The 14,335-nt window shown below is 70.6% G+C and carries 11 protein-coding genes; 5 read left to right on the top strand and 6 right to left on the bottom strand.

The features are described from left to right. Nucleotides 1-67 precede the first annotated feature (67 nt). Both ACWFRU_RS04920 and ACWFRU_RS04915 read right to left on the bottom strand, forming a co-directional pair. Nucleotides 68-2,500 carry a protein kinase domain-containing protein gene (locus tag ACWFRU_RS04920; protein ID WP_453684691.1) on the bottom strand — a complete coding sequence of 811 codons (2,433 nt, stop codon included), beginning with the start codon at nucleotides 2,498-2,500 and terminating at the stop codon, nucleotides 68-70. Nucleotides 2,501-2,516: 16 nt separating this feature from the next. Next, entirely contained in the window at nucleotides 2,517-3,128 is a 612-nt protein-coding gene (locus ACWFRU_RS04915) for a hypothetical protein (RefSeq protein ID WP_453684690.1), read from the bottom strand. Between the two features lie 533 nt (nucleotides 3,129-3,661). On the opposite strand from ACWFRU_RS04915, the gene ACWFRU_RS04910 reads away from it, so the two are divergent. From ACWFRU_RS04910 to ACWFRU_RS04890, 5 genes are all read left to right on the top strand, one after another. After that, nucleotides 3,662-6,634, top strand: a complete 2,973-nt coding sequence (locus ACWFRU_RS04910) for an AfsR/SARP family transcriptional regulator (RefSeq protein WP_453684689.1) — start codon at nucleotides 3,662-3,664, stop codon at nucleotides 6,632-6,634. A 97-nt stretch (nucleotides 6,635-6,731) separates the two neighbouring features. After that, the gene (locus ACWFRU_RS04905) at nucleotides 6,732-7,655 is read left to right on the top strand and encodes a bile acid:sodium symporter family protein (protein WP_453684688.1); all 924 of its coding nucleotides are present in this window, start codon (nucleotides 6,732-6,734) and stop codon (nucleotides 7,653-7,655) included. Nucleotides 7,656-7,925: 270 nt separating this feature from the next. Next, complete coding sequence (locus ACWFRU_RS04900; RefSeq protein WP_453684687.1) at nucleotides 7,926-8,390, top strand: hypothetical protein; 465 nt, start codon at nucleotides 7,926-7,928, stop codon at nucleotides 8,388-8,390. 92 nt (nucleotides 8,391-8,482) lie between these two features. Beyond that, nucleotides 8,483-9,451: an NAD(P)-dependent alcohol dehydrogenase gene (locus ACWFRU_RS04895; protein WP_453684686.1), complete on the top strand. Its 969-nt coding sequence runs from the start codon at nucleotides 8,483-8,485 to the stop codon at nucleotides 9,449-9,451. Between the two features lie 241 nt (nucleotides 9,452-9,692). Next, entirely contained in the window at nucleotides 9,693-10,379 is a 687-nt protein-coding gene (locus ACWFRU_RS04890; RefSeq protein WP_453684685.1) for an HNH endonuclease family protein, read from the top strand. Nucleotides 10,380-11,138: 759 nt separating this feature from the next. Here ACWFRU_RS04890 and ACWFRU_RS04885 read toward each other — a convergent pair. The 4 genes from ACWFRU_RS04885 to ACWFRU_RS04870 form a co-directional block, all read right to left on the bottom strand. Further along, complete coding sequence (locus ACWFRU_RS04885; RefSeq protein ID WP_453684684.1) at nucleotides 11,139-11,321, bottom strand: hypothetical protein; 183 nt, start codon at nucleotides 11,319-11,321, stop codon at nucleotides 11,139-11,141. Nucleotides 11,322-11,406: 85 nt separating this feature from the next. Next, nucleotides 11,407-12,615, bottom strand: coding sequence for an MFS transporter (locus ACWFRU_RS04880; protein ID WP_453684683.1), 1,209 nt, complete (start codon nucleotides 12,613-12,615; stop codon nucleotides 11,407-11,409). 66 nt (nucleotides 12,616-12,681) lie between these two features. Next, nucleotides 12,682-13,044, bottom strand: coding sequence for a hypothetical protein (locus ACWFRU_RS04875; protein ID WP_453684682.1), 363 nt, complete (start codon nucleotides 13,042-13,044; stop codon nucleotides 12,682-12,684). A 91-nt stretch (nucleotides 13,045-13,135) separates the two neighbouring features. Next, the gene (locus tag ACWFRU_RS04870; RefSeq protein WP_453684681.1) at nucleotides 13,136-14,251 is read right to left on the bottom strand and encodes an AI-2E family transporter; all 1,116 of its coding nucleotides are present in this window, start codon (nucleotides 14,249-14,251) and stop codon (nucleotides 13,136-13,138) included. Between the last annotated feature and the right edge of the window lie 84 nt (nucleotides 14,252-14,335).

The raw sequence follows: 14,335 nt of genomic DNA, 5'->3' as shown, positions 1-14,335 counted from the left end.
CCGGACGGCGCCGGCGCGGACGGCGGCATGGGTGGTGTGGGTGGTGTGGGCGGTGTGGGAGGCATGGTCACGGCGCGTCGCTCCGGAAGGCGTGGAGGGTGGTCTCGGATGCGGCGAAGAGAGTGCTGCCGTAGATCTGCAGCAGCCAGTTGCTCTTGCCCCCGGCGGTGTCGCCGTCTTTGTCGGTGGCCTTGTCATCAGCCTTGCTACCGGCCTTGTCACCGGCCTCCTCATCAGCTTTGCTACCGGCCCCCTCATCGGCTTCGTCATCGGCCTTGCCGCCTGAGGGCTGGTGTGCCCAGAGCGGTTTTCCGTCGGAGGCGCGCAGGACGACGAAACCCGGGACGTCGCCGGTGGCCCAGGTCGCGATGGCCAGCACGGACGAGGAGACGGCGGGCCCCTGGTCCTGTGCGCCGCCGGTGGTCGTCAGGTGCACCGGGCTCGCGGTGTGCCACACCTGCTCGCCGCTGCGCATGTCCAGGGCGAACACGGTGCCCTGGCCGTCGTAGAGGTAGGCCCGCTCGCCGCGGACCCTGGCCGCGCTGATCGTGGTCGTCTCATTGACGGCCGTCCACAGCTTCTTGCCGTCGGCGGCGCGGAAGGCCTGCACCTTGGTGCTGGTGAGGAGCAGCGTCCTGCCGTCGGTGGACAGGTGGGGATAGGCGCCGGGCTTGATGACGTCACGTACCTTCCACTGCTCGGTACCCGAGCGCAGGGCAAGGCCACGGAGCGTGCCGTTGTCCTGGAGGAAGCAGCGGCTCCCCTCGGCGTACGCCTGGAAATCGCTGCCCCTGACCTTGCGCGACCACAGCACCTTGCCCGAGCCGAGATCGACCGCGAGCACCCCGTACCCGTCGTGCCCACTGGTGCCCACGACTGCCACCGAACCGGCGACGGACAGGACGCTCTCGACGTGGTCGGCGAACTGGGTGCCGTCGCTATGCTCGGTGACCGGGTAGGTGAACTCCTGCTTGCCTGCGGTGTCGACGCCGAACAGATAGCCGCGCTCGCCGCTCCAGGCCGAGGCGAACAGAGTCGGTCCGCGTACGCCCAGCCACTTCGGGTCCCCCGAGACGCCGGAGGGCAGGCGCAGCGATCCCGCCCAGCGTTCCTTGCCCGTGGTGGTGTCGTAGGCGGTCGCCCGTCTCTGCTCCCAGTGCACCAACACATCGCCGTGCAGGTGGAGTTGTCCGCTCGACAGTTTTTTCAGCGGGACCGACCATCGCGGCTTCGGGCCGGCCGGCACCTTGGGCCGGGGCCGGCCGGTGGTACCCGTGTCGGCCCGGGTCGGGGTGGCGCCGGGCTGCGAGCGCCACCCGGCCAGCGCCGCGGCCCCTCCACCCGCCACGACGGTCGTCCCTGCCGCGGCGATCCACAGGAACCTGCGGCGACTGGGTCCCCGAGGGTCGGCGGCGAAAGGGTCGTCGGGCGGCGGCGCGAGGGACGCCATGGGTACGGGCGGCGCGGACGCCAGCACGGTGGCGTGCGCCTCCCGCCGCGCCAGGTCCTGCCGCAGGCCCTGTGTGAGCAGCGCGGCAGGATCGGCGCTCCCCAGCTCGGACAGCACCGACGCGGCAGGTGGCCTGCGGGCGGGGCCCTTGTCCAGGCAGGCGCCGATCAGCGGTCTCAAGGCCGTCGGGACGCCGTCCAGTTGGGGCTGGTGATGAACGACCCGGTAAAGGACCTCGGTCACCCCTCCCGAACCGAAAGGACCCCGCCCGGTGGCCGCGAAGACCAGCACGCAGCCCAGGGAGAAGACGTCGGCCGCCGGCCCGGCCTCGCGGCTCGACATGATCTGCTCGGGCGCCATGAAACCGGGCGTTCCCATCACCGCGCCGGTCCGCGTCACCTGGGTGGCGTCCACCGCTCGGCTGATGCCGAAGTCGATGACCCGGGGTCCGTCCTCGGCGATGAGTACGTTGCCGGGCTTGAGGTCACGGTGAACGATGCCGGCGTCATGAATGGCCAGCAGCGCCTCCGCGAGTCCGGTGCCCAGGGCCCGCACACCGGCCTCGGAAAGTACGCCGAAGCCGCTCACGGCTTCGTGCAGCGACGGCGCGGGCACGTAGGCCGTGGCCAGCCAGGGCTGCGGGGCATCGGCGTCCGCGTCGAGCACCGGCGGGGTGAAGAAGCCGCTCACGCGGCGAGCGGCTTCGGCCTCGCGCCGGAAACGACCGCGGAAGTCGGGCGCCTCGGCGTACTCGGGCCTGATGACCTTCAGGGCGACCAGCCGCGATCCCGGCGACCTGGCCAGGAACACCCGGCCCATGCCGCCCTCGCCGAGGAGATGGAAGACCTCGTAGGGGCCGATACGGGCGGGGCTGTGCCGGTGGTGAGGGGCCTGACCGGGCGAATGCGGGAGCTCGGTGAGCGGCCGGGTCGGCGTGGCCGGAAGCTGGGGCACGGTGGTGTGCGCGGGCTGTCCGGGCTGCGCGGGCTGTGCGCGTTGTCCGGGGGGTGCGACCGTTGGGTCGCTGCCTTGGTGGGGGTGTGTGGGCATGTCGTCGCCGGGGCGGTCAGCTCATCGAACCGAGCACATCACGGGCGGCGGCGACGGCGGCGTCCTCGGCCTGCTTCTGGGTGGTGTCGGTGGACTCCCGGCTGTAGACGAAGTCCACTCTGAGTGCGGCATTACCTTCCAGGACGACCACCTCTGCCTGGGCCAGCGTCCCGTCGTGGGCATCGACGCTGTTGACGACGAGAGACTCGTCGCCGAGCCCGCTCACCGGCTGGGAACCCTCCACCTTGCGCATGCCGTTGAGGTCGCTGAGGGCGGTCTTTTTCTTGACGTCGTACTGGCCCTTGGCGCTCGCGCCGACGGTGAGGCTCACCCCCAGGCTCTGGTAGACGCCGTAGTCGTCCGGCCGCCACTCCGGCATCCTGGTGATCATCGAGGGCAGATCCTTCTCGTCCATCAGGCCCGGCGTGCACTTGCCTCCGGGCGCGAACTTCTCGATGGTCGACGCCTTGATCAGCTCGCACCCCTTGGGCACCTTGGTGAACGCCTTGCCCCCCGACGGCTCCTTCGGCTTGGAGACACCTCCCGGCACGCCCGCGGGCTTGCCCGACGCGGTGTCCTTCTTGTCGTCCCCTGATGTGGCGACGACCACGCCGATGACCACGGCCACGGCGAGCGCCGCGGCACCGCCGACCAGCCAGACGCGAGAAAGGCCGCCGCGAGGACCCGAGCCTCCAGGACCTCCGGGACCGCCCGGCGGAACTGGCTGCGACCAGGCCGAAGGCGCGTTCGGTGCCTGCGGTGGAACGGGCGGCGGCGCCTGATTGGGCATGGGAGGCGGCGCGTGACCGGCACCTTGGGGACTCACGCCGAAGCCCTGCCGGGGGTCGGGGTCCACCTGTCGGGGGTCCACCTGCGGGTTCTCACTCACTGAACGGCTCGCTTTCCTACGGTTCACGCCCTTGGGGCAGGCCGGAACCCGTCCCAGGGGAAGAGGCCGGAACGGATCGACCGGGACCGGACACGACGCGCCGAACCCTCTCGCGAGACACTGCAATGCCGATGAAATTCTGCTGAAGCAGAGGATTGGGCTGCCGCAGGGAAAACGGGGAACTGCGGTGAACTGCGCTACGCACGGGGGAGTTCATAGTGGACACGACAGGGAACCCAGGGAAACCAGGGCACACAGCGGGCACAGCGAACATGGGCGGGACGCCAGCCGCAGGCCCCAGCGGCGCCGAGGCCACGGCCACCGACCGGCGGCTGCGTCTCGCCCTGCTCGGCCCGGTCGGCGCCCACCGCGGTGACGTGCCGCTCGACCTCGGGCCCGTGCGGCGCCAGGCGGTGCTGGCCGCACTGATCCTGCGGGCGGAGACGCTCGTCACCCATCAACAGCTCCTGGACGACGTATGGGGACTTGAGCCACCGGGCACGGGCCGCCGGGTCCTTCCCAGTTACGTCTACCCCCTGCGCAAGGCCCTGGACGCGCCCGGCACCGGCCCCACCGCATCCGTGATCCGCGGTGAGCGCGGCGGCTACCGTTTCGTGCCCGGCGAAGCCCGCACGGACATCGGTGAGTTGACCCGACAGTCCGCAGCCGTACGCGAGGCGAGAGCCGAAGGTGACCTCACCACCGCTCTCGACGGCTGTACGCGGGCTCTGCACCTGTTCCGCGGGGAGCCGTTGACCGGCCTGCCCGGCCCGCTCGCCGACGCCGAGCGGGAGCGCCTTGCCCGCCGGAGGCGCACCCTCCACCAGGAGCGGGTGGAGTGCCTGGTGCTCCTGGGCCGGTACGCGGAGGCCCTGGACGAGCTGCTGGCCGCGCCCGTGGCGCAGCCGTACGACGAACCGCTGGCCGCCCTGCGTATGCGCGCGCTGTACGGCAGCGGTCGGCAGGCCGAAGCACTCGCCGCCTACCAGGAAACCCGCAACCGGCTGCGCGAAGAGCTCGGTGTGGAGCCGGGCGAGGAACTGCGCCGCGTGCACCAGGGTGTGCTGCGCCGGGATGATTCGCTGCTGCTCGGCCAGGACCCGTCGTCCCGCGCCACAGCGTCCCCGCAATCGCCCCGCCGCGCAGCCGTACTCCCAGACCCGCCGGAACCCGAGCGTTCCCCGTCCCCGTCCCCGCCTACCCCCACCCCCCGACCCCGCCGCAACGAACTTCCCGGTGACACCGCCTGTCTCGTCGGACGCGAGCCGGAACTCGCCTTGCTCACCGCGCCGGTGCACGGCGCCTCCGTGTCCGTGGCCGTCGTGGACGGCACGGCAGGTGTCGGCAAGACCGCGCTGCTGGTCCGCGCCGCCTGGGCGCTGCAGGACCAGTACCCGGACGGCTGCCTGTTCGTGGACCTGCACACGCACGGCGCGCCCCACGAGAGCCTGCGACCGCAGCGCGCACTGCACCAGCTGCTCCGCGCCGTCAACGGTGCCGACGACGAACTCCCCGACGAGTTGGAGGAGTTGGTCATCGCCTGGCGGGCGGCCACCAGCTCCCTGCGGCTGCTGGTGGTGGTCGATGACGCCGGCAGCGCGGAACAGGTACGCCCCTTGCTGCCCGCGGGGCCGGGCAGCCGGGTCCTTGTCGCCGGCCGCCAGCGCCTGCCCGGCCTCGACGCCGACCGGCGCGTCACCGTGGAGCCGCTGGACACGGGCGACGCGGTCACCCTGCTCACGCGCCTGCTCGGCGAGAGGCGCGCCGGGCAGGAACCGAAGGCCGCGCGGGAACTCGCCCACCGCTGCGGCGGACTGCCGCTGGCGCTGCGGATCGCAGGCGCCCGGCTGCAGAACCGCCCGACCTGGACACTGGCCCACCTGGTCGGCCGGATGTCCGACGACCAACGACGCCTGGGCGAGCTCAGGGCGGAGGACCGCAGCGTTGAAACCGCCTTCCGGATGTCCTACGATCTGCTCGCCCCCGAACTGCGCCGCGGCTTCCGCGCGTTGAGTCAGGCCCCGACCGCCGAGTTCGACGGGCTCACCCCCGCCGTCATGCTGGGCCGCTCGCTCCAGGACACCGAGGACCTTCTGGAGCGCCTGGTCGACGCGAGCCTGTTGCAGCAGCCACGGCCCAGCCGCTACCGGCTGCACGATCTCGTACGAGACCACACGCGCCGTCTCGCGGCAGCCCTACCCGAGGAGTCCGCCGCGGACCGTACCGCCGTGCTGGACCTCTATACGGCCGCCGGACGCATCGCCAGCGACTGGGGCCCGGAGGGCTACCCGACCGGCCCCGATGTCTCGCATGCTCCCTTCTCGGACTGGCGGGAGGCCGACGCGTGGCTGGATGGCGCGGGCGGCCAACTGCTCGACGTGGTCGCTTTCGCGGCGGCCACCGGGCAGCTCGACCACGCCTGCTGGATCGCCGAGTCCCTGGTCGACCCACTGGTCCGCCAGGGCCGCTTCCACGAATGCCGCTCGGCCCTGGAGCTCGCACTGCCCGGCGCCGACCTGGCCGACGACCGGCGGATGCCCTCGTCCCTGCGGAACTGCCTGGCCATCGCGGACATCTACCAGGGGCGCTTCCAGCAGGCGCACGCCTGGTGCACCGATGCGCTGCGCCTCGCCCGCCACCAGGGTGACCTGCGCGAACAGGCCCGGGCAACCGCCGTCATGGGCGCGGCGGAACGCGCGATGGGCCGCTTCCCGGAGGCGGCCGCCCACCTGAGCGAGGTCATGGGGCAGGCGGCCCGGCTCGACGACGACTGGCTGGCAGGGATGTCGAGTTGCAACCTCGGCGCCCTCCACGACCAGCAGGGACGCCACGAGGAAGCACTCACGTACTACGCCGCCTCCCTCACCTTCGCCGAGAAGATCGGCCGCCCCAGGATGATCAGCAAAACCCTGTGCTTCACCGCCGAGGCCCACCTGGCACTCGGACGGCACAGTGAGGTCAAAGACCTCGCACGGCGCGCGGCGGACCTGGCCCAAGAGGTCGGTGACCTGCAACTGCGCGCGACGAGCCTATCCCTGCTCGGCGCGGCCGAACACGGCGAGGGGGACCTGCCGTTGGCCATCACTCTCCAGCGGGAAGCACTGGCCACGCTCACCGAGCACACCAGCAGGCCCTTGGAGATGGAGGTTCGCCGCCGACTCGGCCACACCTACGCGGCCGCGGGCCACCCGGCCGAGGCCGAGCAGCAGTTCCACCTGGCCCGGTCCCTGGCCGGCGCGATGTAGCGCCACCGGCTTCCCCGGAAGGCGGGCCGGGGCCTTTCCCCGGGTGGTGTGCGGCGGGGGCGTGTACTTTTCGGGCGGTGTCCCGGAGTCTGTTGTGGTGGACTCACCGTTGACCACCTATCTGCTTCCCGCTGTCCTCGCCGTGATCATGTTTGGTCTCGGACTCGGTCTGGCCGTGGCCGACTTCCGCAGGATCGCGGCGTTTCCGCGGCCGGTGGCCTGCGCGCTGTTCTGCCAGCTCGTGCTGTTGCCCGCCGCCTGCCTGGGCCTGGTACTCGCCTTCGACCTGGGCCCCGCGCTGGCGGTCGGCATGATGTTGCTCGCGGCGTCTCCCGGCGGAACCATGGCCAACATCTTCAGCCACCTCTTCGGCGGTGACGTCGCCCTGAACGTGACGCTGACCGCCATCAACTCGGTGATCGCGGTCGTGACGCTGCCGATCGTGGTGAATCTTTCCCTGGACCACTTCATGAGCGGCACGGATGAGGCGCTGGGGCTGCGTTTCGACAAGACGCTGCAGGTGTTCCTGGTGGTCCTGGTGCCGGTGGCGGCCGGGATGCTGGTGCGGCACCGCCGACCGGACTTCGCCGAACGCTCCACCAGGGTGGTGAAGGTGACGGCGGTGGCCGCGCTCGTCGGGATCATCTTCGCGGCGCTCGCCGCCGAGCGGAAGAACGTCCTGGGCTACCTCGCCGACGTAGGCCTGGTGACCTTCCTGTTCGGCCTCATCTCTCTGAGCGTCGGCTACGGCGCGACCCGGCTGGTCCGCGGCGATCACCGGCAGTCCGTCGCCACCTGCTTCGAGATCGGCATGCACAACACCACGCTGTCGATGGCGATCGCCCTGAGCCCCTCGCTCCTGGACAGCACCCGAATGGCGATTCCGTCGGCGGTGTACGCGGTGCTGATGTTCGCCATGGCCCTGGCCGCCGGCTTCCTGCTGCGCCGCATGGCTCCCGCAGGCACCCCCGACGCCTCCGCCGCGACCTCGACGCCGCAGAACCCGGTCGGCCCGCAGTAACACTTCCGTTTCGCCCGCCCGGCTGCCAACGTCCGCAACAGACACTAGTCTGCCCGAATGACCTCAGACGCGACATCGGCTGCGGCTGCGACTCCGGCTGAGGACGCGGACGCCCCGAAGGATTCGAAGGCCACATCTGCCCATACGCTGAGGCGGTCCCTGCCTGTACGTGACGGTGCTCAACCCCGTCCCGACGAAGCCCTGTTGGTGACGCGTGTAGCGGTGGCGAAGGCGGCCGTCGACGGGCGCCGCACGGCCTTGGGTTGCTCAGTGTCGCTGTACCTGCTGGCGGCGGTGATGATGCTGATCGCCGGTCTGTCGGGTGCAGTTGAGTGGTACGCGGCCCTGGCGTGCTGGTTGGTCGGCGCCGTCGCGGTTCCGCTGCGCCACGGTGTGCGCGCGGGCTGGGAGATGACCCGCGAGACGTGGCGACTGCGCACCTGTGGCGTCCTTGTCGAGGGGCGCAAGGTGTACTCCGGTACCTATGAGTTCACCGACACCGACGGGCGGGCCCGTCAACTCACGGACAGCTACGAGTCCGCGGAGCAGGTGCGGATTCTCTACGATCCGACGGCTGCCGGACAGGTTGCCCAGGTCGGCCGCCGAACGGCCGGCACGCTGGCCTTCGCCGCCCTCGTCTGCCTCTTGTCCCTCATCATGACCGCGGCGTTGGCGGCCCTCGGGGTGGCGGGGCCGCTGGTTGCCCTGGACGTCCTGCCCGTCGACCTGCACTGAGGTCGGACGGAGGAGGCACAGGGCCGCCCGGAGGCTGGTCAGCAGGACGACCCGGCGCGATGCTCGGGGCAGTCTCCCCATCAGGAGGGCCCATGAAGGCCATCGCCCAAGATTCCTACGGCACCGCCGACGGCCTGGAACTGCGCGACATCGACCGCCCCGTTCCCAAGCCCAACGAAGTGCTGGTCCAGGTGCGTGCCGCCGGGGTGGACCCGAGCATCCTGCACCTCATGACCGGCAAGCCCTACATCGCCCGCCTCGCTCTGGGTCCGCGCAAGCCCAGGAACCCGGTCCGCGGCTGGGACCTTTCCGGAGTGATCGAGACGGTCGGTGCGAAGGTGACGCGCTTCGAGCCGGGGCAGGAGGTCTTCGGCAGCGGCGACGGCTCGCTGGCCCACTACGCCTGCGCCAGGGCGGACAAGCTCGCCCCCAAGCCCGCCAACCTCACCTTCGAGCAAGCCGCGGCGCTCCCCGTCTCCGGCGTCACCGCCTACCAGGCCCTCAGCGGCAAGGCGCGTCCCGAACCAGGGCAGAAGATCCTGGTCATCGGCGCTTCCGGCGGCGTCGGTTCCTATGCCCTACAGCTCGCCGCCGCGCAGAAGGCCGAGATCACCGCCGTCTGCGGGCCAGCCAACGCGGACTTCGTACGGGCCCTGGGCGCCACCCATGTCATCGACTACACCAGCGGGGAGATCACCGACCCCGGGCAACTCTTCGACACCATCCTGGACACCGCGGGCAACCGCCCGCTGTCCCTGCTGCGCCGCGCACTGGCCCCCAAGGGCGTCCTGGTGATGGTCGGGGGTGAGGGCGGCGGTGACTGGGCGGGCGGCATGGGACGCCAGCTCGGCGGATACGTACTCTCACCCTTCCTCGGCCAGACGCTGAGCAGCTTGATCGCGAGGGTGCGCCATGAGGACCTGCTGGCCCTCAAGCAGCTCGCCGAGAACGGCACGATCGCACCGGTCATCGACCGTACGTATCCGCTCGTCGAGGCCGTCGCCGCCATCAAGCACCTGGAGACGGGCCACCCCCGGGGCAAGATCGTCGTGACCGTGTGAGCTGAGGGCGTTGGCGGCGACAGCCGCACCAAAGCCGACGGCTTGGCTCAGTCGAAGTAACACCGAGGGTGCAGAACGTGTGCCGACGGGTGCCCGGGAGTGGCCCGGCTTCGATGGGGTGCCCGGGGCGCGGCCCGGCTTCGACGGGGGTGAACGTTTCTGCGGTGAACTTTTTCCGCACTTGGCTGACGCCTCGGCGCGTGCCCGCCGACGGTGCCCGGCAGCGGTGGAGGCTGCCTGGGTGATCAAAAACGTTGCCCGCGGCTTGACCGCGCTCACGCTGTCCATCGTCCCGCTCCTCGCCCCGTCCTTTGCGCCGACTCCGGCGCAGGCGCAGGCTGTTGACGCCCAGACCACGACCCTGGCCGACGCCGTGCATCGTCTCCCCGTCTCCGACGAACGCCGTCACGGCTACGCCCGCGCCGCGTTCAAGCACTGGAACGCCGGGGCGGAGAAGGGCGACGGGTGCGACACCCGTGCCGAGGTGCTGATCGCCGAGGCCGCCGAGGCGCCGTCCGTCGGCGCGGGCTGCGAACTCTCCGGCGGTGAGTGGCTGTCGTACTACGACGCCCAGGAAGTCGAAGACGCCGACAAGATCGCCGTCGACCACCTGGTCCCCCTCGCCGAGGCCTGGGATTCCGGTGCATCCCACTGGAGCGAGAGCCGCCGCGAGGCCTACGCCAACGACCTGGGAGCCCCGGCCTCCCTGGCTGCGGTCACCACCCGTACGCACCGCGCCAAGGCCGGCCAGGACCCCGCCCAATGGCTGCCCCCGCTGCCGGCCGCGCACTGCCGCTACCTCGCGGAGTGGGTGGGCACCAAGCTGCGCTGGGACTTGGCCGCGAACCCGGCGGAACTTGATGCCATCGCCGTCTTCGCCTCCGGCCAGTGCAAGGACACCGCAGTCACCTACACCGCGGCGTCCTAGCTCCGCAGCAGGAGGGGGGCTGGGACGATCAGTCAGCCACGCCGCGCCTTCGGTTGGGCCTGCTCTCCGTCCACGCTCCGGCAAACCGTTCGTGAACGGGGATCGGGACCGCGAGGGCTGCGGGGCCGTCCGTCGGGGAGGGCGGTGTGGGGCGGGGGGCCTTGGCGGCGGTGAGTTCCTTGCGGACGGCTCGGTGGTGCTCCAGGGGCCAGGTGTTCCAGCGGCGGATGGTGCGGCCGGGCGGTCAAGGGCGTGCAGTTGGAGGTGGAGGGCCGCCGCGTCCCGGCCTACGCCGAGTGTTGCTGCTGCCTCGTCCACCAGGGCCGGGACGCTGAACAGGGGGTTGGTCTCGTACTGGCCCGGCGGGACCGGGGTGTCGGCGGACCGGTCCCCGCCAGTCGGCGCAGGGTCCCAGAACCAGGGCAGATGGGCCGCCGGTAGATCTCGGGCCAGCCTTTCCATGTCGTCCACGAACCGGCCTGGCTTCTCCCGGGCCCGCCCCCGCTTCCGGTCGGCCTGGTCGAGCACGGCGCGCGCGGTGGGTTCGGTGCCCGGCTCCTGGGTGCGCGCCCAGTCGGCGTAGGCCTCGGAGACGCGGTGGTTGGGCGGGAGCGGGACGGGAGCGTCGGTGCGGCTGGGCATGGGCCTGATCGTGTCAGTTGGCACTGACACGGCGGGCATGGCCCCGGCTTTGCATGCCCGGCCTTCCGGCCGGCTTTGCCGGGTCCATGCGCCAAGTTGGTCTGAGCCCGCCGAGGCTCAGCGTCGGCCTCCACGTCTGCGTGTGGACCAGCCCGACCCCACGCCACCCAAGTGCAACGCGAGAAGGGTAAGCCCGACGAGCATGAGACTCGTCGGGCTGAAGATTGCCTCCGTCGACGTCTCGGTTGCCTGGATGAGGAAGGCGATGAAGAACAGTACGGCTGCCCCGAGTGCCAGCATGTGTTTTCTCCTGTCGATGGACGGCGGACCATCGGCGATTCCGGTGGCCGTGCCGCTCCTCGCCGAGTGCCCCGCGCCACGCCGATCACGCTTGACGGGATGTCATGGGTCGCCGCACCAGATAGGTGCCGGCGGCTGCGGCGAGCAGCACCATGACACCGATGAAGACAAGGCCGGCCTCCTCAAGGCCGAGTGGCTCGGAGAGCACGCCGATGCCGATGACGGGGATCGAGATGCCCGTGTACGCGACCACGAAGAGCGATGAGATGGCGCCTGCCCGGTGTGTCTCAGGTGCGGCGTCCGCGACGCCTGCCACCGCGGCCCGCAGGGCAAGTCCCTGACCCGCACCGCCCACCAGTGCGCTGAGTACCAGCAACGGGAGCTTCTCCCAGGCCAGCGCCCCGGCCAACAGGCCCAGTCCGGCGATCAGCAGGAGGCAGCCGAGTGGCAGCGCGCTTGCCACACCGAGCCTGCGGACCAGGAGTTGGCCGATGGTGGATGCGAAGAACGCGAGGAAGACGATCAGTCCGATGAGGGCGAGGTTGGTGACGTCGAGCGTGTGGGTCAGGAAGGCGGGGGACACCGAGGTGAACACCCCCAGCAGGGAGAAGCCGACGAAGGCGGCGAGTGCGGCGGGTACGAAGACCTGGCGGACCTCAGGCGGCAGGCTGGGTCCCTGTGGTCGTGCCGTGTGCAGGCGCTTCGGGGCGTGCACGGTCTCGGCCAGGGACCAGATCATGGCGAACGCGATCCCCACCAGGACAAGATGCACCACGAACGGCAGGGACAGCGGCATCGGCGCGTACTGGGCCAGCAGCCCCGCGAGAAGCGGGCCGCAGCCGAGGCCTCCCATGTTGGCCGCGGTCGAGGCGAAGGCGGCCCGGCCCTCCTTGCCGGGCGGGGCGCACTCCATCACGTACGCGGTCGCCGCACCGGTGAACAGCCCGGCGGACAGTCCCGACAGCAGCCGCCCGAGGTAGAGGAGCGGCAGGCCGCCCTCGAACAAGAAGCACACCGCACTGAGCGCGGCGAGCCCCAGCCCGCAGAGCAGGACCGGTCTGCGGCCGACGGTGTCCGAGACGTTGCCCGCGAGCAGCAGTACACCGATCACGCCGAATGCGTAGACGGCGAAGACGACCGTCACGATCAGCTCGGAGAAGCCGAGCTCATCCTGGTACAGGCCGTAGAGCGGGGTGGGAAGTGTGGTGCCGGCCATACACACGGCGAAGGCACCGGCGGCCCGGAGATAGCCACCCCGTGGACGGTCCGGCACGGTGTTCTGACGATCAGTCACAACCGGAACCGTAGTCGCCGTCGGGAGGAGGCGGGCGTTTTGAGGAGTTGGCGTGGTGTCGCCACTTCACATCCGGGTTGCACCGGCCCTGAGATGCCGGTTCAGGGCTGCCGTGAGACCCGACATCGCCAGAGCTGCCAGGGCGAAACAACCGCAGACGAGGCTCACGGGCGCGGCCCATGCGGCGGGCAGGCCGTACACCGTGAGGGAGAACTGAAACCCTGCGCCGAGCGCACCCGAGCCTGCCGCGAGCAACCACGTGCCAGGGGTGAACGCAGTCCAGACGTCACCCCCGGCAGCAGACCGCGCGATGCGCACGAAGACTCGCCCGGCAAGTACCGCGCACGCGATCGGCGAGACAGCGGTCAGCCCCAACAAGAGCACTATGGGCAGGATCCAGATACCGGCATCTTCGGACGCGAGGGTCATGCGTGCATGAGCGACTGAGCAGCCAAAAGGTTGCCCTGCGCAGGACGCCTCCGACGGTGAGAGGGGATGCCGTCAGCGCCGAGCGCAGGAGCTACGAGGGGGCGATGGCGCCCGGTTGTGCGTCGTCGGTGTCGGGCTCCTGGGGCGGGTCGCTGAGTTGTTCGCGCATGTAGTTCCAGGTCACTGCGATCAGGGCGGTCACCGGTACGGCCAGGAGACCTCCCACTACGCCGGCGAGATTGGTGCCCAGGGTGACGGCCAGCAGGATCACCCCTGCGTGCAGGCCCAGCCCTCGGCTCTGGATGATGGGTTGGAAGACGTTGCCCTCAAGTTGCTGGACCACGACGATGATGGCGAGCACGATCAGCGCGTCGGTCAGGCCGTTGGAGACCAGGGCGATGAGTACGGCCACCGCTCCGGCGAACAGGGCGCCCACGATCGGCACGAAGGCCGTGATGAAGGTCAGTACGGCCAGCGGGAGGACGAGGGGCACGTCCAGGATCCACAGGCCCAGGCCGATGAAGATGGCGTCGAGCATGCCGACGAGCGCCTGGGAGCGCACGAAGGCGCCCAGGGTGTCCCAGCTGCGGGCGGCCACGGTGGGGATGTGGGTGGCGAGCCGGCCGGGGAGCTGACGGGAGAGCCAGGGAAGGAAGCGAGGGCCGTCCTTCAGGAAGAAGAACATCAAGAAGAGCGCCAGGATCGCGGTGACAAGGCCGTTCAGCACGGTGCTCACGCCGGTGAACAGCGTGCTGACCATGCTGCCGACGCTGTCCTTGATCCGGTCGGTCGCCGAGTCGACTCCTCCCGAGATCTGGGCGTCGTCGATGTTGAGGGGCGGTCCGGCGGCCCACTCGCGCAGTTTCTCGATGCCTTGGACCACGCCGTCGCTCAGTTCGCCGGACTCGGAGGCCACCGGCACCGCGATCAGCGCCACGATGCCGGCGGCGGCCACGAGGAACAGCACGGTCACCACCGAGGCGGCCAAGGCCGGGGGCCACCCGCGCCGGCGCAGGAAGTGAGCCAGGGGCCAGGTCAGCGTGGTGAGCAACAGGCCCACTATGAGCGGCCAGATCACTGACCACATCCGACCCAGAACCCACAGGGCCGCTGTGGCGGCCACAACGACCACCAGCAACTCGGCGGAGACCCGCGCCGACTGGCGGAGCGCGGCAGCGGTTTTCGTGGAACTCAGCGTGGCAGGCATGGGGGACACCCTATGGATACTTCCGTCTCACGAGTGCACCGCAGCCCCGTGGAAGTGATCTCGACACGCTGCTTCCAGGGATCC

This window comes from Streptomyces sp. NPDC055099 (assembly GCF_053607685.1).
The sequence above is the reverse complement of the archived record's forward strand: the minus strand, read 5'-3'. Positions and strand labels throughout refer to the sequence as shown.

Excerpts from the sequence above, each read along its gene's own strand:
- ACWFRU_RS04920 (WP_453684691.1), bottom strand. The coding sequence starts at position 2,500 with ATGCCCACACACCCCCACCAAGGCAGCGACCCAACGGTCGCACCCCCC.
- ACWFRU_RS04910 (WP_453684689.1), top strand. The coding sequence starts at position 3,662 with ATGGGCGGGACGCCAGCCGCAGGCCCCAGCGGCGCCGAGGCCACGGCC.
- ACWFRU_RS04895 (WP_453684686.1), top strand. The coding sequence starts at position 8,483 with ATGAAGGCCATCGCCCAAGATTCCTACGGCACCGCCGACGGCCTGGAA.
- ACWFRU_RS04885 (WP_453684684.1), bottom strand. The coding sequence starts at position 11,321 with ATGCTGGCACTCGGGGCAGCCGTACTGTTCTTCATCGCCTTCCTCATC.
- ACWFRU_RS04875 (WP_453684682.1), bottom strand. The coding sequence starts at position 13,044 with ATGACCCTCGCGTCCGAAGATGCCGGTATCTGGATCCTGCCCATAGTG.
- ACWFRU_RS04870 (WP_453684681.1), bottom strand. The coding sequence starts at position 14,251 with ATGCCTGCCACGCTGAGTTCCACGAAAACCGCTGCCGCGCTCCGCCAG.